Below are 18,822 nucleotides of genomic sequence, written 5' to 3' on the forward strand. Positions count from 1 at the left end.
TTTCCTCCTCGATCTTTTTCTCGGCCACGCTCGAACGGTTACATGTCGCCGTACCGCTCGCGCAGCTCCTTCTTGTTGATCTTGCCGACACTGGTCTTGGGAATGCTGTCGACGAACAGGATCTTCTCGGGGATTCCGTATTTCGAGATGATGCCCTTGTCCGCGAACACCTTGAGATGGTCCTTGATGGCCTCATCGCTGAGGCTGTCGGCGCCGGACGGCTTCTTGACCACAAGCGCCAGCGGCCGCTCGCCCCATTTGTCGTCCTTGACGCCGATCACCGCGGCCTCGGCAACGCCGGCGCATTGCGAGATCAGGTCCTCGATCTGCAGCGACGAAACCCACTCGCCGCCGGTCTTGATCACGTCCTTGATCCGGTCGGTGATGTGAACGTAGCCGCCGGGGCTCACCACCGCGATATCGCTGGTGTGCAGATAGCCGCCGGCCCAGAGCTGCTCCGAGCCTTCCGGATTGTCGAAATAGCCCTGCGTAAGCCAGGGCGCGCGCAGCACGATCTCGCCGGCGGACTTGCCGTCATGCGGTACGTCGTTCATGTCAGGATCGACGATGCGCAGGTCGACCAGCGGCCCCGCCATGCCCGCCCGGGTGCGGAATTCGACCTCACCATCGGGGTCACCGCTGAGGTCCTTTGACTGGACGTGCGACACCGCGGCCAGCGGGCCGGTTTCCGACATGCCGTAACCCGCGAAGATGTCGATGCCGGCCGCGAGCGCCTGCTTGGCCAGCGCCTTCGGCAACGCCGAGCCACCGATCACCATCTTGAGACCGTGCAGATCGACATTCGCGGCGGCCGCGGCGTTGAGCAGCATCTGCAGGATGGTCGGCACGCCGTGGGTGAAGGTGACACCTTCGCTCTTGATCAGCTTGACCAGCATCGCCGGCTCGTAGCGGCCGGGATAAACCTGCTTGGCGCCGGCAAGCGTCGCCGACCAGGGGAAGCCCCAGGCGTGGACGTGGAACATCGGCGTGATCGGCATGTAGACGTCGTCGCGCGAAAAACGTCCCTGCGAGCCCGCCATGCCGAACAGCGCCAGCCCGGCGATCGTGTGCAGCACGAGTTGACGGTGGCTGTAATAGACGCCCTTTGGCAGTCCGGTCGTGCCAGTCGTGTAGAAGGTGGTGGCCTGGGTGTTCTCGTCGAAATCGGGGAAATCGTAATCGGGCGAGGCCGCGGCAAGCAAACCCTCATATTCACCGATGAAGGACAGGTTGCCGGTTTGCGGCGTCGGCCGGTCTGACATCACGATCATCCGCTTGACGTTCGGCAGTTGCGCCTTCAGCCCCTCCAGCAAGCCGACGAACTCCTCGTTGACGAGCAGCGTCGAGGCGCCGGCGTGATTGATCGTGTAGGCGATCTGTTCGGGCGACAGGCGGACATTCACCGTCTGCAGCACCGCGCCCATCATCGGGATCGCGAAGAAGGCTTCGAGGAACCGGTGGCTGTCCCACTCGAGCACACCGACGGTGTCGCCGGGCTCGACCCCTGCCTTGCTGAGGGCCGATGCGAGGCGACCGATCCGCTCCCGGGTCTGACGGTAGGTGAGACGCTTCAGATCGCGGTAAACGATCTCCTGGTCCGGCGCCTGCACGCGCGGTGTGTGCCAAAGCTGCTTGAAAATCAGCGGATATTGATAGGCGGATTTGGCGGTTTGAATCAGTCTCCCGACCATGGCGGCCTCCCTCGACTTGGCATGTCCTCCGGCCATTGCAACGTCCGCAGTTCTCAACGAGCGGATCGTGTGGTCTGCCGTCTTGCGTCGCAACGGTCTCACCGTGTGACTGTAGCCGAAGCGTCGCGTCGCGCCCGACATTTGTGAAGGTCCGAACCGGACATCGGGCGGGTCTGAACCGGACAGGCTGCTCTCATCGAGGGCAATGGTCTTTACCGAAATTGCTCACTTCTTGCGGTCCGGCGTTATTCATCGCACGCTTTCTTGTTGCTCTGCAGCAAGGATGGCTCGTTGATATGTCTTGGGTTGTGCCGCGAACCGGCTATGTTCCGCGGTGTCGGCGAACGGAAATCCGCTCGGTTGGAGGGTCGTTGTTTCGTATGCCCGGATTGAAGGAAAGGTTCGTTCACGTTGCAACCAACCACGCGTTTGAAGAAGCCTTTGGGCTCCCGCAGTGACGTCCCGACCGTCGGCGCGAGCGATAAGGTTTATGAGACCACCAAACTGGGCGCGGTCTTCGACATGCTGGTGAGTCATGGCGTCCCGGCCGACGCCATCCTGCGCGACGTGAATATCTCGGTCGCCGACGTCCATTCACCGCAAGCGCGGATTTCGCTGACGCAACTGATGGCCGTCTGTCGCAACGCGTTAGGCCTGTCGACCGACCGCCATTTGCCCTATCGGATCGGCGCTTCGATCCACATCTCGACCTACGGAATGTATGGTTACGCTCTGCTCTGCTGCCCCGAATTCCGCAAGGCGATGGAGTTCGCGACGCGCTACCACGCACTCGCAGCGCCGCTGACGACGATCGAGTTTCGGGAGGACAAGACCTCCGCGAGATGGACGATCGAACCAAATCTGCACGCGCTTGCGGATTCCGCGCTCTACCGGTTTGTTGCAGAAATGCAAATTGGTATCCATATATCGCTGATGCGCGACATCATGGGGCCGGCCTTCGTACCTTCCGAAATCGGGCTCGCCTATCCGCAGGCGCCGGACTTTGATCTTCCGCTTGATCACGTCGGATGTCCGGTCCGCTTTGATCAACCGGCCAACCAGATCGTGTTCGAGGCGCAATGGCTGGACCGGAGCGCGGATCTCGGCAACAGGACGACGTATCCGACCATCGTGGCTTTATGCGACGACCTGCTCGGGGACCTCAGTCTGCGGATGGGTGTGGCCGGGCGGATCCGAGCGGTCCTGCTCCGAGATATCGCCAACCCGCCGAGCTTTGAGGCCATCGCGATGCTGCTCGGCATGAACGACCGGTCGCTGCGGCGCCAGCTTCGTCAGCAGGGTTTCTCCTTTCGCGGACTGCGGGACGAACTGCGAACCCAGATCGCGCTGAAATATCTTCGGAGCACCACACTGGCCAACGAAGATATCGCACTGGCGCTCGGCTTCAGCGATGCGGCGAATTTCAGGCGCGCGTTCCACCGATGGACAAACAAAGCACCGAGCGATATCCGCGGTGATTCCGGGCGTCTGTGAGCGGGGAGTGCGACGGGTTGAATTCTTCACTTGGCGCGGCCTGGAGCGCCGTCCCCAGGCCGCGCCGGAAGACGGTGAATGCCGGCAACTGCGGCGCGCTTCGCGTACGTGACAACCAGCCCTTGGGCGCCATATTCTGGTTCACGCCGCCGCTTTCCTCGAAAGCCGGGCATGACGCAAGAAGTTGAGCTGATCACCTGCCTATGTCACATCACGATAAGACAGATAGAAATGGGCTTGCGGAGCTGGCGCAGCTGCAGGCCACGCTGAATCTGATTCCCGCGTACACCCGGTACGCTTCTCCGTCTGGCGGGCTCACCTTTGTGAACAAGCGGACGGCAGACTACCTTGGTCTTCCGCAAGATCACCCTTTGCGTTGCGGCATCGATACTGACGCCGCGTGGGATGCCCATATCCCGTTCCTGCATTCCGATGATCACAACGAAGCATGCAGGGTCTGGTCAGCCTGCCTGCGCACGGGCGAGGCGGCCGAGGTGAGCTTCCGAGTTCGTGACGCGCAAGGAGGCTACCGCTGGTTCCTCAGTCGCGCCGAACCGCGCCGGACGAGCGATGGGACCCCTCCTGCAATGGGTCGGGGTGAACCTAGATATTGAAGAGCTAAAACGCGCAGAGCAAGCTCTGATGGGGATGAGCGGCTGGATCAAACGTTGACCACGGGGCCCCAAAGCAAACGTTAGAGCCATCACATCCTTCACTTCCGCGTTGGCTGCACTGACCAGTACGGCCGGTGGAGGCTTGACAAGCGTCGTCGCGAATTTGCTCAGCCATCGAGTTCAGGCCCGGCGGCTTCGACATGAAAATAACCGTCGGCAGGTTCTGTATCGAGATTTCATCGAAGAGGTCAGCAAGTGTTACATCGACGCGCTGCAGCACGCCGAGCCCGACATGCCTAGTCTGGTCGGTCTCTATGCAAAGCTTAGCAGGATGCGGGTCCTTTCCTCCGTTTGCGGCCGGGCTGGTTGATTGTGCACCAGTGACGATTGACTAGTGGTGGCCTTCAGTCTTGCCGCCAAGTGCCTGCGTTGCGTTGGAGGCACTGTCGAGCAGCGCTTTCACGTGGTCACTCGAAGGTTCTATCTTCATGGAGGCCCGAGTGCCGGCCAGACTGAGAGTGAAGCGAACATCGCCGTTCCAGTCCAATACGGGAGCTGCGATGGAGACGTACCCGCTCAGGTCGGATCGGACGAGTGTCGCATAGCCCTTTCGCTTGAGTTCGCGCTCAGCGTCCTCCTTGAATTTTCTGGCATCGACCTTGCCGCCGAATGCTGCATCCCATTCTCGCTCGATCAGGTGCATCGTCAGGTTCAGCGGCAGTCGCGCTGCGTAAATCTTGCCCGCCGCGGACGTCAACATCGGGATCAGTCCGGTGCGAAATTCAAACGCGCCGCGCTGATCGCCGTCCTGCTTGAACAGGCTGATCGGGCCGTCGTCGGTCCAAGTGGTGACGGCCGCACTTCGCTTCGTCGTGTCGCGTAAGCTGGGTATCTCGCGCCGGACAATCTCAAAACCGTCGATCTGCCGTATCGCATTGACGCCGAGAGAAAGTGCTGCGGGCCCGAGACGATAGTGGCCAGGTTTCTCGTCCGCGGCAGCCAGTCCGATCCTCACCAGGCTGACAAGGTAATTGTTCGCAGCGCTCGCCGTGAGACCCGCCAGCGGCGCGAGGTCCTTCAAGGCCATCGCCTGTTGGCTGCTCTGCATAACGCTGAGAATCCGAAACGCAATTTCGACCGACTGAATGCCTCGACGGGGCTTCTTCTCCTGCATCTGCTTCTTTCGACCGGTTTGTGATTCGAATCCAGATTGACATAGGCGGACGTTGGGCCAAATATACAACAGTAAATTACTACTTCAACAATATTGAATACTTAGAAGACGGAAATGCCTCTCAGTGCCATCAGAAGCGTCTACACGGTCGCCCATGACATGGATCTCATGCAGGCCTTCTACGCAGGCGCGCTGGAGTTGCCGCTGGCGTTTCGGGATCGCGACAACTGGTGCCAATTCAAGGCCGGGCAGATTTCGTTTGCGTTGAGCTCATCATCCGAGGCGGCCCAGGGATCTCGGGGAAGCGTGATCGTCTTCGACGCGGCCGATGTGGCTCCGTTCGCACAGCAGATCGAGCGGTTTGGCGGACACTTCTTGTCGAGCCGCGACATGGGCTCACACGGCAGCCTCGCAACGTTCGCCGACCCCGAGAACAACGTGTTCCAGTTGCATGTTCGGCAAGGCGGCTAGGCCGGCGTCAACAGTGCCATTCTCGAAAGGATCCTTACCATGAAGTTTGGCGTATTCGATCAGAACGACCGTTCCGGTCTTCCGCTGGCGGATCAGTACGAGAACCGACTCTTGCTTGCCGAGCTCTACGATCGTCTCGGCTTTCATAGCTTCCACATGAGCGAGCACCACGGCACCTCGCTGAGCATGACGCCGTCGCCCAGCGTGTGGATGGCAGCTCTGTCTCAGCGGACGAAGAGATTGAGACTCTGTCCGCTCGTCTATCTGTTGCCGACCTATCATCCTGCTCGTCTTTACGAAGAGATTTGCATTCTTGACCACCTGAGCGGCGGTCGATTTGAGTTCGGGATTGGTCGCGGCGCGTCGCCGCATGAGCTCGATGCGCTCGGGATCGAATCCGCGAAGGCGGCCAGGATGTACGCGGAGGCGTTCGAAACGATCCAGCGGTGCTTCACGCAGGATTCCGTCACGACGACGGGCGAGTTCTGGAGCTTGAACGACTATGCCGTGGAAATGAAGCCGCTTCAGCGGCCACGTCCGCCGATGTGGTACGCGGTAGGTTCGCCGGATTCGGTGGTGTGGCCCGCGCGGAATGGTGTGAATGTGGTCTGCGGCGGGCCGGTTTCCGGCGTGCGCGCGATCTCGGACCGGTATCGCGAGGAGGCGGCCACGGCAGGCGTTCGGAGCGGAACGGAACCGCTCATCGGGGTCAATCGCTACATCATCGTTGGCGAGACGGATCGGGAAGCGAACGACATCGGCCGGAAGGCTTGGCCAGTCTTCTATGAGAACTTCATAAAGCTCTGGCGGAAGCATGGAACACAGCCGGTCAACGCGAAGCTGCCGCCGTCCTTCGATCAGCTCGCCGAATCCGGCCATGCAATTGCCGGCTCGGCGAGAACGGTCGCGCAGCAGCTTTCCGACCAAGTCTCGCATGGCGGGGTGAACTACATGATCGGAAGCTTCATGTTCGGAAGTATGCCGCACGCCGACGCCGTGGCCTCGATCCGGCGTTTCGCTGAGGAAGTCATGCCAGAGGTGAGGGCGGCGGAAGCCGTTGCCGTATGAGCGCATCACGCGGGTGAACACAAGGAGGTCGAAAATGCCCAACGTTCGTCTGTTCGACAGCCGCGAGCTGCGGCACGTGCTCGGAACCTTCGTCACTGGAGTGACCGTGGTAACCACGGTCGACGGGGAGGGCAGGTTCCACGGGGTGACCGCGAATTCGTTCAGTTCGGTGTCGCTTGATCCTCCAATGGTTCTCTGGAGCCAGGCGGTCAAGACCCACAGTCATCCGGTGTTCTTCAAGTCCGAGCGATTTGCCGTGAACATCCTCGCCGAGGACCAGATCGAGCTGTCAAAGCGGTTCGCGAAGTCCTCCCAGGATAAGTTCGTCGACCTCGATGTCGACATCGGTTCCGACGGCGTGCCGCTGCTTCGTGGTTGCAGCGCGAGGCTCCAATGCCGGGTCGTTTCCCGGGTGCCGGGCGGCGACCATACGATCTATGTTGGCGAAGTTCTGGCGATCGATCGCGCCGAACAAAAGCCGCTTGCTTTTGGGAACGGTCAGTATCTGCTGACTGACCGTCACGACTTGGCCGACAGTGCATTGTCATTGGATCGCAAGCAGGCGCAACTCACCGCGACACGGCTTGGCGCGCGTGCGATCGAGCGACTCGTCAGCAAATACGACGAGACGATGGCGCTCGCCGTCTGGGGCACTCATGGTCCAACGGTCACCCATTGGGAGTCGGCGTCCGCGCCTGTCAACGAGGCCCTGCCGGTCGGGCTGATACTCCCGGTCACCTCGACGGCGACCGGTCTAGCCTTTGCCGCGCACCTTCCACCTGAGACAATCGCGCAGACCACCTGGTCCGGCCAGACTGCGACGCCGGAAGAGGGTGATTGGAATCTGCGCCTTGAGGAGGTTCGTCGGCGCGGCCTCGCGCGGCAGGGACTGGAGACCTTCTACCGCAGTGAAACCTTGATCAACGCCCTCAGTGCTCCAGTGCTCGATGCGAATTGCCAAGCTGTCCTGGCTCTGACCGCGGTGGGCGAAGCGAGCCGATTTTCCGGCGATCTCGACGGAGAGTTTGCCCACGCCTTGCGAGAGGCCGCGAACGATCTGTCCAGCCGCCTTGGTTACGATTCCGGCCGTGCTCTCGCGGCCGGAGCGTTCGTCGGGAGCTTGAGAGATGGCCAATTGGTTCCTGCTTGATGTCGATGCAGGGAGTAAACAACCTGATGAAGGGAGATTGAAATGCGGGTCATCAAATTCGAACAGAAGGATTCAGTCGGTCATATCGTTCTCGCCAACCCGCCGAAGAATCTGATCGCTTCGGACTTCTCGAACTCCCTCAAGCAGGCTGTCCACGAAGCCAGCGAGGCCGACATCAGGGCATTGCTTGTAAGGGCGGAAGGCCCCAATTTCAGCCAGGGTGGTGATGTGCTGGACTTCCTGGAGAAGACTACCAATCAGTTTCGAACCTTCATCGCCGAGTGCAATCAGTCGTTCCGCGCCCTCGAGGCCTTGCAGGTCCCGACGGTCGCGGCCGTTCGCGGTGCGGCCTATGGCGGTGCTTTTGAACTTGCTCTTGCGTGCGACTTCATCGTCGCGGCTGAAGACGCGGTCTTCCGCTGCATCGAGGCTTCGGTCGGATCCGCGCCCGTTGCCGGCGCGGTGCAGCGATTGGCGGAACGGATCGGCCGCTCGCGCGCGGCACGCTACGCCATGCTTTGTGAACCAATGACGGGTGCCGCCGCCGGCCAATTGGGCATTGCGACCCTGGTGGTGCCAGCGGACGATGTCGAAGCGGCAGCGCTGAAGTTCGTGCAGGATTTGTCGACGGGTCCAACGCGCTCCTATGCCGCCATACGAACGTTGTTGAAGGCATGGTCGGGTGGCGGCGTTCCTTCTGCGGATGCGGTGATTTTGGACGTCACGATGGATCTGCATAGCTCCGAAGACGCTCGACATGGCCGCACGGCCCGAGCCGAGGCCATCAAAAAAGGAATCGAACCGCCGAAGATCGCATTCACAGGTCGATGATTGCGGGGAACGCCGTGGCCGCACGATGGCGAACCGGACGATCGATGGATCATGATGCGCGACTTCAACGATCTCCAGTTCTTCGCGGCCGTCGTCGTCAATCGCGGATTCTCGGCGGCTGCCCGCGCGTTGGGAGTTCCGAAGTCGCGGATCAGTCGGCGCGTCGCGTTGCTGGAGGAGCGGCTCGGCGAGCGGCTGCTTGATCGAACGACGCGAGGACTTGGTCTGACGCAGGTCGGCCAGCAGGTCTTCGAACATGCACGGGCGGCCGTCATCGAGGCTGAAGCTGCTGAGGAAGCTGCACTTCGAATGCAGGCCGAGCCACGTGGGCTGGTTCGATTGAGTTGTCCACTCGGACTTCAGGGCGCGATCGCGGACTCTATGGTGGGCTTCCTGGCCGCCCATCCGCTGCTGCGACTGCAATTTGTCGTCACCAATCGACGGGTCGATCTGATCCACGAAGGCATCGATATTGCGGTCCGGGTTCGGGAGCGTCTCGACACCGACGCTGACCTGCAAGTGAAGCGGATAGGCATCAGCAGACGTATCCTGGTCGCAAGTCCGCGGCTGCTGGCGGACAAGGGTCAACCGACGACACCGGCGGAACTACCCGCATTTCCTATACTCCATCAGGAGCAACAAGGCGGCAACGCCTGGTTTCTGACGACGGAGAACGGGGACACCAGTTCCGTGGCGATTGAACCCCGGCTTACGACCGACAGCTTCGACGTTCTGATAACCGCAGCATGCCAAGGGGCTGGAATCGTATTGCTGCCGGCCACGCAATGCCGAGAGGCGCTTGCCTCGGGTGCACTTGTGCGCGTGCTGCTGTGTATCGGCTCCGAACTTGAACTTTGCCCCCTATTGGCGCCCAGGCGTGACCCCGGCCAACCGTTGATTTCCCTCGTGGTGGCAATGGCTTCAGGCGTCGTGGGTGGGGTCAGTATTGTTGGGCGCCTATTCACACGCTTCGGTACCCGGTCTCTTTGCCTACGCTCGGATCGCGTTTCGCGCACCCGGGCGCCCTTTCCAGAGGAAGGGTGTCGTAGGGAAGGTGAGTAGGCAGGTTTTTGCCGACGCCCCCCGTTACTTCCCCGGAACTGCAACGCGTTTCTCAGTAAAATGTAACGCGTTAATCGGATGACCTAGGATACGTCCGAGCAAGAACTTCAAACCTCGAATAACGCGTTGCAGGAATCGGATATCGCGTTCCAAGAACGGGAATTCGGCATCGGATCCGATCTAGGCGCGACGCGGAGGGTGGCCGCCGCTGCCGAAGGAAGTCGTCTCGGCGCTGGCCGGCCAGCAGGCCGGTCATTTGGGGGCAGAACGCAAATCCGCGACCCCCCCATGGTCTTGCGTGGTGGAGTAACGCGTTAATCGGCTTGGACCGCCGCTGACGGGGCAGGAAAGCCTAGGAAAAACCGCGGTCCGGCTGGCCGGACCGCTCCCGAGGTGGTAACGCCGAATTCCGGCAATGCAACGCGTTATTCCGACTTTAGTAACATCGGCGACGCCACGCGTGACGCGGAATTCAGATTGGCGCAACGGACAATTCGAATTTTGCAGCGTGGAAATCCAGAATTACCGCACCGTCGATGACCGCCAGCTTACCCGTCGGCGGCCGGTTTGCATCCGCCACGAGCGGCCGGAGAGCCCAGGTGCGCCGGTCTGCCTGAAAAATCGCTACTGGACGAAGTGGGTTATTATCGCGTGACAGGCATGGCCATCATGGCCGCTCAAGGCCGTTCTCTGGGTTTTTCGCTGGTGTTCGCGACCCAGGACATTCCCCCGATGCTACGGGAGAACGACAAGGAAGCAAAGTCGATCATCGCCAACACCACCACCAAGATCTTCATGCGGGTGGAGGAACTGGAGCAAACGGCAAAACTGGCGGTGGATTCCGGCGGCAAGGGCATGAAGACCCAGGTCGGCGGCTTCTCCGGCCACGCCGGCCAGTTCAACACCGGCTATTCCGACAACATGGAAGCGCGCCTCGAGATGGTCGAGCGGATCTCGACGCTCGACCTGCGCGCGCTGGGCGTGGGCGAGGCCTACGTGACCTGGCACGACCAGTATTTCAAGATCAAGACGTTCCACGCCTACCCCGAGGGCCAGTACAAGGACCTCAAGCGGCTGGAGCTCAGGGTCAACCACTTCATCCCGGTGCAGCGGCCGAATCCTTCCGACGTCAAGAAGGAGGAGACGCTGCCGCTGATCGCCGAGAAGCTGGCCGATCCGCGGTTCGCCCAGATCGTCGAGCAGCGGGCCAAGGACGCGCGCGGCGAGATCGAGATGTTCGCCGCCGAGAAGGATCCGGCCAGGATGCGCTCGGAGGTGGCGTGCGCGGCGACCGCGTTCCTGCGCGCCAACCGCCGGCAGGGCCAGGGCGGCGACTACCTGACCGCGGCCTGCGCGGCGCTCGCCGCCATCACCACGGCGCAGGCGATGGACGCCAACATCTTCACTCGCGACGTGCGCCGGATGGAGGGGCTTGCAGAACATTCCCTCGGCGGCCCGCCGGCCGGGCTGCCGGCGACCGCCCGAAGCGGCAAGACCCGGGCGCCTTCGGATACTCCAGGTGCCCCCCGCGAAGCCGGGGTCGATGCGCGGGCGGCGGCGATCGCCGAGCTGGAGCGCGAACGCGAGCGCGAGCGCATGGCCCGCGCCGGCGCCAGGGACCCGATGGCGGCGTTCGCCGCGCCGGCGCGGCCCGGCACATCCCCGGCAGGCCGGTCCCGGCCGACATGCGCCGTCCGATAACCGACGCTCCGCCGCCGCCGATCGACGACGACGATCTCGGCTTCGAGACCGAGCCGGCCCTCGGCGACGAGGCCGCGTTCGCCAGTTTCGGGGCGCCCGAGATCCCGACGGATCCGGAACGGCTCGCCGCGCAACGCTAGGACGCGCCCTCGACCATGCGCAAGGTCGACCACGGCGTCACCGTCGACGGCCGCGACACCTTCAAGATGGCCGAGAAGCTGCAGAACAACGACGCCACCCTGCGCTTCCTGCAGGCGCTCAATTTCGACGCCCCCGAAGGCGAGGAGCCGGGCGTCGAGGTGATCGACAGGTCGGTGCAGAAGGCCGTGCTGTCCGTCGACGACGACGAGGACGTCCCGCCGCCGCCGAAATCCGCACCGGTCCCCGAACGGGGCGAGATCGACCGCGCCGACGTGATGAGCGCCAAGGCGACGCGATGGCCCGACCGGGCGCAGAAACCGGCCCAGACGGCGGCCGCCAGGCCCGCCGCGCCCCGGAGCGCCACGTCAAGGCCGAGGCCAAGGCCGGCGACGTGGACGACATGACCTCGTCATTCCTTGCGGATCTGCTGGACGAGGAGTGAGGGATTTGATCATACAAGGGTGAAAATGAGAATGTGTTGGGACCATACTCGCCTCGCATTCATCATTTTCGCGTTCATGAAAGCCAAATCAAAAAAGACCTCTTATGATCCAAAGTGATGAAGGCGAAAAGCTCTGTAGAGCTGTCAGTATGGCGTGGAAGCTGCTCTCCAGCCCGGCTGGTGTGCCGGGCCCGATAGACAACGGCTAATCCCCCCGGGGAGGGCGCACGAAGCCGGCAGCGAATGGCCATCCTTTGGTCTACCTGCGGAGGCGTGGAGGATTGACACTCGAAATATCACTGGGAAACCGAAAAAGTGTCAGCGGCGGGGCTTCGATGAATGGGCGTGTCAAGCGCGTGTCAGTGGCACGAGTGCAACGACCAATCCGTCGCATTCCGGTTTCGTGGTGCGCGGACGGCGCGGCATCGCGTCAAAAACGGAGGAGCCGTCAACCGGATCGGGGCGGACGACCGGAGGCGCCAGAGACCTCCGCCACGACACGACACCAGTCCGCCGAACACCGGAAGTTACCATTCGTTCAAGCGGACTTCGCGCTGGATCGCGAGGCGAAAAGCTCAGCAATGGATACTCCGAGCGCTTCGGCCAACCGTTCCGCAAAAATCACAGACGGGTTGCCCCGCGCGTTCTCGATCTTGCTGATTTCGGTCTGGTCGACCTCGATCGAATCGGCCAATGCGGCCTGGGACAGGTTGAGCGCCTTGCGCCGATGCCGGACGTTCTCTGCCAGTATCTCGAGCGCCGCCGAGGCACGAACCGGAAACCTCGCCGAAAAGGGCTTCTGCGTCGGCTTCTTCTTCGCCATGGAAACGGTCCACCTCGTCGATTCGCGAGCCGAACATATCCCTCGATCGACTTAAACGTCGAGCGTTGGTAACGTATTGGCGGAGAAAGTGGGATTCCCGTCCCCCATCGCATTTTTCTCCGGAAACCCCGTAAAATAAGGCGTACGCAAAAAATCCGGTCGAGGTTTGTGACCACCTACCACCGCTTGAGTGTCCGAAGGACTCGTTTTTCGAGCGATTTCGGGGCGGTTGGAGACCGCGCGGAGCCGCCTTCTGACGCCCGTCATGACCCCGTCTGCGCCGGCGGACGCAAATCATGATCGTGGGTATAGGTCCCGCTTTCGATTCCTTTCCGCGCCTTCCGGAATGACCAATTCAGCGGAGCTAAGACGCGAGACCGCGCCTTCTCCATCCGCGCCATCAAAGCCTGCACCTCGGCCTCGAATTCGGCGACGGGCTTCTGCGATTCGATTAGCTTTGCCTGCCGGAAACGGTCGCGCAAATTCATGAACTCGCCCGCGTGCTCCTCATAGTCCTTGATTGTCCCGTCGAGATTGATCGCCTTGAAGACCGGCGGCAGGACCGTCGCCAGTAAGGTGAACACCGCGGCCCAGAGCGGGCTGTCCGCGAGCAGCTTCCAAGTCGCCAGCGCGCCGAAGACGATCGGCGCTATGGTGAAGCCGATGTTCGCCCAGCGTAGGGTCTTCAACCAAACGATATTGCTTACGGCGGTATCGCGACAATTCTCGAATTGCCGCTCGCACTCATCCTTCAGTGCTTCGACAAGCTTATCGGTCACGTGGATAACGGGATCGCGCTACCGAAGATCGCTTGCCATTCTTGACCGGCGAGGATGCCATAGTTCGAATACTCGTGCTCGCAGGCCGTGACGGCATGCTTGTACGCGCGCCGCGCCTGATAAAGCCAGTCATCACCGAGCGCAATCGCTTCATTGGTGCCGGGCATAAAGATATAGCCATTGGCGCGGCCGATCAGGTAGCCGAAGAAGTCGCGGACCATCCAGTCATACCAGAAATAATCGCGCTGGTTATTCGGCCAGGACTGCAGGAATTCGAGCGCCAGACGCTCCAGCAGGAAAGACTTCAGCGATAGATTTTGCTCGCGCTGCCACTGTTTCATCATGCGCGCGAGCGCGCGGGTATTGCCGATGCAGAAGGTGTCGGACGCGCTCAGCGACATCTCCTCGGCTTCGGCCGTCGAGGTGATGTAGCGCCCGCCATTATTGGTATCGCAGACGATGATGCTGCCATCGGTGCAGCGGAAGCCCGGCGCGACCTCGATAGGCGTCTGATTGAAGGGGATGACCACGACCTGGCCATCTGCACGCATGCTGGTCTGCCGATAGGTGCCGAGCAGGACATTCTTCACTTCCTGCAGCAGCGCGGACTGGCGATTACCGGTGCGCGATTGATATTGAGTGTAGACACTGGTAGGGAGCAGGAAAAGGATATCGACATCGCGAGATGGCCGCACCCGGGTCGCCTTGCCCCAAGATCCGATCAAGATGCTGTTCGCGGTCTCGTCCGAGACGCCATAGTAATGCCGATTGAGGCATGCCCGAACACCAGCTTGCTTGGTCGTTCCATCGTCAAGCTGGGCGGCGGTGACCTTGAGATTTTCCATGAAGGCGCCGAAGCGGGCGCGGACATAAATCCAGTTCCCGACCGTGGTCGATGGCGCCTGCGATAGCAGTGAGAGCGCGAGGGACGGCGACCCGAGTAGGGCATTGGCGTACGGGCTGGGCGATCCGAGCCCGGAGCCGAACGGTCGACTGAGGTCCGAGCCGAAGGCCGGATTGAGACCGATGCCGAAGGGCGGCGGGTTGAGCGGTGACACCATATAAAGCCCCAGTGGTCCACGTCGGCCACCCCCACATGCTCGATGGAGTGGTTTCGCGCTTTCATACAAGGTCGGCGCAGAACTTTATTTTGCGAGCATCGTCCTTACGAAATCTTTGGCCACATTGGCCGATCCCTGCCAACCGGACCAAGTGCTGCTGCGACTGCAACTCCTGATTCTATTCTCGTCGGATGCTACCCGATTCTCTGTCGAGTGTTCTATTTCTGTTCGCTCAACATTTGGGGAATTTGTCACGGCACGACGGGGCCTACATTTCGGCTTCTCGGGCCGTCACAGCATTGGTACGCACAACTCGTTCGGTGGAAACTATAAATCGATGATCTGACCGATTTTGTTGAAGATTTGGTGCTGACGCGATTTCGGTCCAGGAATGATAATCCAGAGGCGCAACCATGAATACGCATCCCCTTGGCGATCCCGTGCCCGCGGTAGGCGAAGGCAACGCGAAAGGCGAAATTGCGGCCATCTTCGCTGATATCCGCACGAGTCTTGGAACGTCTTCGGTCAATCTGATCTGGCGGCATCTGGCGATGTTTCCTGGTGCGCTATCCTGGTGCTGGCGGACGATCGCACCGTTGCACCAGCGTAGCGAGTTGGGTGACGCAGCCCGCGATTTCCGGCGCGAGCTTACGGGGCCAACCCTGCCACAACTGCCGCCCGAAGTTCTCCACATCCTTGAAATCGAGGCAAAGGATATCGCGCTGATCAGCTCTACCCTGCGTGGCTATCAGATGAGCTGCACTATGAACATCCTATCCCTGAACGCGTTGCTTCTGTTGCTGAAGGACTCGGCGCACGGGGCCTTGCCGGGCACCACGCCGAAACAGGTCGAGACGCACGCCGTTGCGCCGCCGTTGCAAAAGATGGCGCGTCTGCTCAATCCAGAGGAGATGCCGCCGCCCGTCGCCGAACTGGCTTGGCGACTGAATTCACTTTGCACGCCGGGCGATCCCATCCTTGCAAGCCTTTACCGCTACCTGGCCAATTGGCCGTCGTTTCTGGCGCTGACCTGGAGCTTGATCGCGCCGATGGAAGCGGACGGACGGTTGCCCATGGCAATCGAGCGGACCCTGACGGCGGCCGATGCCCGCGCGAAGGCGTTGCTTCCATTCCTCACTCCTCCCACCGAAGCGATGGATTCGGCTGTCCGAGACATCGTCTGCAAGGCGCTCGAAGATTTCGCACGCGGCGCTATCGTGAAGATCATTCCGATCACCCAGGCCTTGATGACGGCTGTGGGCTAGAGCATTCGTCACTTAAGCTGAAGCGTATCCATCGTGACAGAAGTAGTTTTGGCATTCCTGAGGAGAGAAGTCGTCGATGAGAACGCCGATTCTATGCCGGAGATCATCGGCGGTTCGTTCTGCGGCCTTTCGCCGTCCGGTTTTGAACTTGGCGAAGGCCAGTTCGATGGGATTTAGATCTGGGGAATAGGGCGGCAGATACAGAAGCGTTGCGCCCACGGCCTCGATCGCTTCACGCACGCCGACAACTTTGTGGCTGGCGAGGTTGTCGATGATGACTGTATCGCCTCGCGACAGGATCGGGACGAGCACCTTCTCGACGTAGACGCGGAACGCATCGCCGGTCATTGGGCCCTCCAGCACCCAAGGCGCGACGAGGCCGTCACAGCGCAGGCCGCATGTGAAGGTGGTGGTTCTCCAATGACCCCACGGGGTCTTGCAGACGAGCCGCTTGCGCCTTGAGCATCGCCCATAGGCGCGTACCATCTTGGTGTTGGCGCCCGTCTCGTCGACAAATACCAGTTTGGTGGGATCAAGGCTTGCCTGGCTGAGCTGCCAGCGCTCGCGAGCCTGCGATGCGTCGGGCCGATCCTGCTCAGCGGCGTGCAGCGTTTTTTTGAAGGTGATGGCGTGGCGTTTGAAGAAGCGACGAACGGCAGCCTCTGAAGTCTTCAGACCAACACGGACCAGCAGCCGCTGCACGATCGCTTCCAGCGTCAGGTCCGGTTCCGCGGGTAGGCGCTTCCATTAGACCATCGAGCCCAGCACGGTAACGACCAAGATGGCGATGCAGAACATTCCGACTAGCCATGAGAGCGATCGTAGCGCGTTGATTTTGAACCAGTACCCGAGCGTGAACGTCGTCCGAACAACGATGTAGACGAGCGACACCCAGGTGATCAGCGTCGAGGTTTCGTCGCGAAAAACAGCAATCAGGGCCGCCGGGACCCACATCGCCGCCGATTCCAGATTGTTGCGCAGCGCGCGGGTTGCCCGACCGGCAAAGCCGTCGTCGGGGACGGGTTGCGACCGGTCGCTGCCGACCCACTTCACGCCGTGCGAGCTGAGGTTGCCGACATGCTGGGCGAGGGCAGAAGTCCAGACCAGCCCGCCGGCATAGATAATCGAAAGGGCTAACAACATCCAAATACCCTCAGAACGGGCCCGGCCGCCGTCGGCGCGGGTGAGGACCACTAGTAGCCTATTCATTGTTTGGTAGTAGTGATAGGAATACAGTAGCATTTATGCGGTAATCAAATGAACGACCGTTTTGTCTCCCTGCTGCTGTTCGTCCGGGTCGCCCGCACCGGCAGCTTCTCCGTGGCCGGACGCGAACTCGGGTTCTCGCAGCCGACCGCTTCGCGCATCGTGGCCGCGCTGGAGAAGAAGGTCGGCGTGGCCCTGCTGACGCGCTCGACGAGGGCCGTCACGCTGACCGAAGCCGGCAGCGACTATCTCGCCCGGGCCGAGGTCATCTTGGCCGCGCTCGACGAAGCCGATCACGCGGCGCGCGGCACCGGCGAGTTGCGCGGCATCCTGCGCATCGCGACGTCGTCCGCCTTCGCCAACCGCGCCATATTCCCGCGTCTGTCGAAGTTCACCGATCTCCATCCCACGCTGCGCGTCGAGTTCCTCCTCAACGACAGGCGCCAGGATCTGATCGGCGACGCCGTCGACGCCGCTATGCGCGTCGGTTCGCTTTCGGATTCAAACGCGGTCGCGCGGAAAATCGGCATCGTCTATCGGGTGCTCGCGGCATCTCCGTCCTATCTCGAGCGCGCGGGCATCCCCAAGGTTCCGACCGATCTTCCCAACCACACCTGCATCGTCGGTCCCGCGTCCCTGGGACTGGAAGGATGGGCGTTCGAGAAGGACGGCAAGAAGACGTCGATCCGTGTCGAGGGCAAGTTCATCCTGAACGGCACCGACAGCGCGACGAAGGCGGCGGTCGCGGGTCTGGGCATTGTCTCGTCGACGCATCTAAGTTGTCTCGAAGAGTTTCGGAACGGCGCGCTGGTCCGCGTGCTGCCGGATTGGGAGATGGGCGAGGCCGACATCAACGTCGTGCTTCCCGCAGGGCGTGCCGCAAAACCTTCCGCGCGTGCGTTCTCCGATTTCATGGTGGCGGAATTCAAGGCGCTTCAGAATCTCTTCACGCCGAAGTGGCCGCTGGATGCGGACGGACTCGACGCGAAGAAAACTTCGTCCAAGCCCGAGACCTACGCGCTCCAGCATTCAGTTGTTGAATAACTTAAAGTCGGTTTGTCCGGCTACTCGTCTCTGATCGCCTGCAACACATTCCCGGTCATCGGCAGCGGATTTCCGCGGCTTTTGGACCGGAGGAATGATGATACTTCAGGACAAACTCGATGCGTTCACCGCCTCGTTGATCGACAGCAGGGCGATCTCGAAGAACATCATCGACACGCTGCAGCATGAAACGGCGGAGCTCGTCGCATCGAAGAAGGCCGAGCAAGCCCTTAAGGCAGGTCAGCCGGCGCCGTCGTTCCGCCTGAAGGACAGCGAAGGCAACGTCATCGACTCTGCGAAGCTGCTTGCAGCAGGACCTCTCGTCGTCACGTTCTATCGCGGAGTCTGGTGCCCGTACTGCAACATCGAACTCAAGGCACTCGAGGAAGCCCGCTCCGGAATCGAGGCGAGGGGCGCTTCGCTGGTCGCGATCTCGATGCAGAACGCAGTCAACAGTCGCCGTTCGGCACGCGAGAATGGCCTCGGCTTTCCCATCCTCGTCGACCGCCACGGTATCGTCGCCGAGGAGTTCGGGCTGCGCTTCACGCTCACGCCTCCGGTCGTGAAGATCTACCGCGATATCCTCAGGAACGATCTCGAAGCCTTCAACGACGACAGGTCGTGGAGCCTTCCGATGCCGGCGCGCTTCGTGATCGCGCAGGACGGCGTCGTCGCCTACGCCGAAGTCAATCCCGACTATCTGCGCCGCCCGGACCCGTCAGAACTCGTCCCGGTCCTCGATCAACTGGCGCGCGCCCGGGCGGCTTGATCGTCGTCCGGCCGTGTCTTCAACCCGCAAGGAGAA

General features: G+C 61.5%; 20 protein-coding genes. 13 read left to right on the forward strand and 7 right to left on the reverse strand.

Going from position 1 to position 18,822, the window contains the following annotated elements; all coding sequences use genetic code 11:
- Nucleotides 1-38 precede the first annotated feature (38 nt).
- On the reverse strand, nucleotides 39-1,691 hold the full coding sequence (locus ACP2YO_RS07760; RefSeq protein WP_426440341.1) for a fatty acid--CoA ligase: 1,653 nt from the start codon (nucleotides 1,689-1,691) through the stop codon (nucleotides 39-41).
- A 441-nt stretch (nucleotides 1,692-2,132) separates the two neighbouring features.
- On the opposite strand from ACP2YO_RS07760, the gene ACP2YO_RS07765 reads away from it, so the two are divergent.
- Both ACP2YO_RS07765 and ACP2YO_RS07770 read left to right on the forward strand, forming a co-directional pair.
- Nucleotides 2,133-3,185 (forward strand): AraC family transcriptional regulator, encoded by a 1,053-nt coding sequence (locus tag ACP2YO_RS07765; RefSeq protein ID WP_426440342.1) that lies wholly within the window; start codon nucleotides 2,133-2,135, stop codon nucleotides 3,183-3,185.
- Nucleotides 3,186-3,388: 203 nt separating this feature from the next.
- Nucleotides 3,389-3,799, forward strand: a complete 411-nt coding sequence (locus tag ACP2YO_RS07770; RefSeq protein WP_426440343.1) for a PAS domain-containing protein — start codon at nucleotides 3,389-3,391, stop codon at nucleotides 3,797-3,799.
- Between the two features lie 391 nt (nucleotides 3,800-4,190).
- On the opposite strand, the gene ACP2YO_RS07775 is transcribed toward ACP2YO_RS07770, so the two are convergent.
- Complete coding sequence (locus ACP2YO_RS07775) at nucleotides 4,191-4,973, reverse strand: IclR family transcriptional regulator (RefSeq protein WP_426440344.1); 783 nt, start codon at nucleotides 4,971-4,973, stop codon at nucleotides 4,191-4,193.
- Nucleotides 4,974-5,087: 114 nt separating this feature from the next.
- On the opposite strand from ACP2YO_RS07775, the gene ACP2YO_RS07780 reads away from it, so the two are divergent.
- The 8 genes from ACP2YO_RS07780 (at nucleotide 5,088) to ACP2YO_RS07815 (ending at nucleotide 11,801) form a co-directional block, all read left to right on the forward strand.
- Nucleotides 5,088-5,444 carry a VOC family protein gene (locus tag ACP2YO_RS07780; protein WP_426440345.1) on the forward strand — a complete coding sequence of 119 codons (357 nt, stop codon included), beginning with the start codon at nucleotides 5,088-5,090 and terminating at the stop codon, nucleotides 5,442-5,444.
- A gap of 39 nt (nucleotides 5,445-5,483) precedes the next feature.
- A complete protein-coding gene (locus tag ACP2YO_RS07785; RefSeq protein ID WP_426440346.1) occupies nucleotides 5,484-6,512 on the forward strand; it encodes an LLM class flavin-dependent oxidoreductase in 1,029 nt (342 codons plus the stop codon).
- Nucleotides 6,513-6,546: 34 nt separating this feature from the next.
- Nucleotides 6,547-7,662 (forward strand): flavin reductase, encoded by a 1,116-nt coding sequence (locus ACP2YO_RS07790; RefSeq protein ID WP_426440347.1) that lies wholly within the window; start codon nucleotides 6,547-6,549, stop codon nucleotides 7,660-7,662.
- Between the two features lie 42 nt (nucleotides 7,663-7,704).
- Nucleotides 7,705-8,493 carry an enoyl-CoA hydratase/isomerase family protein gene (locus tag ACP2YO_RS07795; RefSeq protein WP_426440348.1) on the forward strand — a complete coding sequence of 263 codons (789 nt, stop codon included), beginning with the start codon at nucleotides 7,705-7,707 and terminating at the stop codon, nucleotides 8,491-8,493.
- Nucleotides 8,494-8,547: 54 nt separating this feature from the next.
- The gene (locus tag ACP2YO_RS07800; RefSeq protein ID WP_426443100.1) at nucleotides 8,548-9,555 is read left to right on the forward strand and encodes a LysR substrate-binding domain-containing protein; all 1,008 of its coding nucleotides are present in this window, start codon (nucleotides 8,548-8,550) and stop codon (nucleotides 9,553-9,555) included.
- 636 nt (nucleotides 9,556-10,191) lie between these two features.
- Complete coding sequence (locus ACP2YO_RS07805) at nucleotides 10,192-11,256, forward strand: TraM recognition domain-containing protein (protein WP_426440349.1); 1,065 nt, start codon at nucleotides 10,192-10,194, stop codon at nucleotides 11,254-11,256.
- On the forward strand, nucleotides 11,241-11,396 hold the full coding sequence (locus tag ACP2YO_RS07810; protein ID WP_426440350.1) for a hypothetical protein: 156 nt from the start codon (nucleotides 11,241-11,243) through the stop codon (nucleotides 11,394-11,396). Before ACP2YO_RS07805 ends, ACP2YO_RS07810 begins: the two co-directional genes overlap by 16 nt.
- Before the next feature lie 15 nt (nucleotides 11,397-11,411).
- Complete coding sequence (locus ACP2YO_RS07815) at nucleotides 11,412-11,801, forward strand: hypothetical protein (RefSeq protein WP_426440351.1); 390 nt, start codon at nucleotides 11,412-11,414, stop codon at nucleotides 11,799-11,801.
- A 576-nt stretch (nucleotides 11,802-12,377) separates the two neighbouring features.
- On the opposite strand, the gene ACP2YO_RS07820 is transcribed toward ACP2YO_RS07815, so the two are convergent.
- The 3 genes from ACP2YO_RS07820 to ACP2YO_RS07830 form a co-directional block, all read right to left on the reverse strand.
- Complete coding sequence (locus ACP2YO_RS07820; protein WP_426440352.1) at nucleotides 12,378-12,662, reverse strand: helix-turn-helix transcriptional regulator; 285 nt, start codon at nucleotides 12,660-12,662, stop codon at nucleotides 12,378-12,380.
- A 263-nt stretch (nucleotides 12,663-12,925) separates the two neighbouring features.
- Nucleotides 12,926-13,441, reverse strand: a complete 516-nt coding sequence (locus ACP2YO_RS07825) for a hypothetical protein (RefSeq protein ID WP_426440353.1) — start codon at nucleotides 13,439-13,441, stop codon at nucleotides 12,926-12,928.
- The gene (locus ACP2YO_RS07830) at nucleotides 13,438-14,502 is read right to left on the reverse strand and encodes an SMODS domain-containing nucleotidyltransferase (RefSeq protein WP_426440354.1); all 1,065 of its coding nucleotides are present in this window, start codon (nucleotides 14,500-14,502) and stop codon (nucleotides 13,438-13,440) included. Before ACP2YO_RS07830 ends, ACP2YO_RS07825 begins: the two co-directional genes overlap by 4 nt.
- Nucleotides 14,503-14,915: 413 nt before the next feature.
- Here ACP2YO_RS07830 and ACP2YO_RS07835 point away from each other — a divergent pair, with 413 nt between their 5' ends.
- Entirely contained in the window at nucleotides 14,916-15,767 is an 852-nt protein-coding gene (locus tag ACP2YO_RS07835; RefSeq protein WP_426440355.1) for a hypothetical protein, read from the forward strand.
- A 12-nt stretch (nucleotides 15,768-15,779) separates the two neighbouring features.
- Here the strand turns inward: ACP2YO_RS07835 and ACP2YO_RS07840 are convergent, their stop codons facing one another.
- Both ACP2YO_RS07840 and ACP2YO_RS07845 read right to left on the reverse strand, forming a co-directional pair.
- Nucleotides 15,780-16,469, reverse strand: a complete 690-nt coding sequence (locus ACP2YO_RS07840) for an IS630 family transposase (RefSeq protein WP_426440356.1) — start codon at nucleotides 16,467-16,469, stop codon at nucleotides 15,780-15,782.
- A gap of 45 nt (nucleotides 16,470-16,514) precedes the next feature.
- Entirely contained in the window at nucleotides 16,515-16,961 is a 447-nt protein-coding gene (locus ACP2YO_RS07845) for an MAPEG family protein (RefSeq protein WP_426440357.1), read from the reverse strand.
- Between the two features lie 63 nt (nucleotides 16,962-17,024).
- Here ACP2YO_RS07845 and ACP2YO_RS07850 point away from each other — a divergent pair, with 63 nt between their 5' ends.
- Both ACP2YO_RS07850 and ACP2YO_RS07855 read left to right on the forward strand, forming a co-directional pair.
- Nucleotides 17,025-18,017 carry a LysR family transcriptional regulator gene (locus ACP2YO_RS07850; protein WP_426440358.1) on the forward strand — a complete coding sequence of 331 codons (993 nt, stop codon included), beginning with the start codon at nucleotides 17,025-17,027 and terminating at the stop codon, nucleotides 18,015-18,017.
- A gap of 94 nt (nucleotides 18,018-18,111) precedes the next feature.
- Nucleotides 18,112-18,786, forward strand: coding sequence for a peroxiredoxin-like family protein (locus ACP2YO_RS07855; RefSeq protein WP_426440359.1), 675 nt, complete (start codon nucleotides 18,112-18,114; stop codon nucleotides 18,784-18,786).
- Nucleotides 18,787-18,822 lie beyond the last annotated feature (36 nt).

This window comes from Bradyrhizobium genosp. P, assembly GCF_049949265.1.
GTDB lineage: Bacteria > Pseudomonadota > Alphaproteobacteria > Rhizobiales > Xanthobacteraceae > Bradyrhizobium.

Coding starts and splice junctions, on each gene's coding strand:
- ACP2YO_RS07855 (WP_426440359.1), top strand. CDS start 18,112: ATGATGATACTTCAGGACAAACTCGATGCGTTCACCGCCTCGTTGATC.
- ACP2YO_RS07795 (WP_426440348.1), top strand. CDS start 7,705: ATGCGGGTCATCAAATTCGAACAGAAGGATTCAGTCGGTCATATCGTT.
- ACP2YO_RS07850 (WP_426440358.1), top strand. CDS start 17,025: ATGAACGACCGTTTTGTCTCCCTGCTGCTGTTCGTCCGGGTCGCCCGC.
- ACP2YO_RS07810 (WP_426440350.1), top strand. CDS start 11,241: ATGCGCCGTCCGATAACCGACGCTCCGCCGCCGCCGATCGACGACGAC.
- ACP2YO_RS07790 (WP_426440347.1), top strand. CDS start 6,547: ATGCCCAACGTTCGTCTGTTCGACAGCCGCGAGCTGCGGCACGTGCTC.
- ACP2YO_RS07785 (WP_426440346.1), top strand. CDS start 5,484: ATGAAGTTTGGCGTATTCGATCAGAACGACCGTTCCGGTCTTCCGCTG.
- ACP2YO_RS07815 (WP_426440351.1), top strand. CDS start 11,412: ATGCGCAAGGTCGACCACGGCGTCACCGTCGACGGCCGCGACACCTTC.
- ACP2YO_RS07835 (WP_426440355.1), top strand. CDS start 14,916: ATGAATACGCATCCCCTTGGCGATCCCGTGCCCGCGGTAGGCGAAGGC.
- ACP2YO_RS07770 (WP_426440343.1), top strand. CDS start 3,389: ATGTCACATCACGATAAGACAGATAGAAATGGGCTTGCGGAGCTGGCG.
- ACP2YO_RS07830 (WP_426440354.1), bottom strand. CDS start 14,502: ATGGTGTCACCGCTCAACCCGCCGCCCTTCGGCATCGGTCTCAATCCG.
- ACP2YO_RS07775 (WP_426440344.1), bottom strand. CDS start 4,973: ATGCAGGAGAAGAAGCCCCGTCGAGGCATTCAGTCGGTCGAAATTGCG.
- ACP2YO_RS07800 (WP_426443100.1), top strand. CDS start 8,548: ATGCGCGACTTCAACGATCTCCAGTTCTTCGCGGCCGTCGTCGTCAAT.
- ACP2YO_RS07780 (WP_426440345.1), top strand. CDS start 5,088: ATGCCTCTCAGTGCCATCAGAAGCGTCTACACGGTCGCCCATGACATG.
- ACP2YO_RS07760 (WP_426440341.1), bottom strand. CDS start 1,691: ATGGTCGGGAGACTGATTCAAACCGCCAAATCCGCCTATCAATATCCG.
- ACP2YO_RS07820 (WP_426440352.1), bottom strand. CDS start 12,662: ATGGCGAAGAAGAAGCCGACGCAGAAGCCCTTTTCGGCGAGGTTTCCG.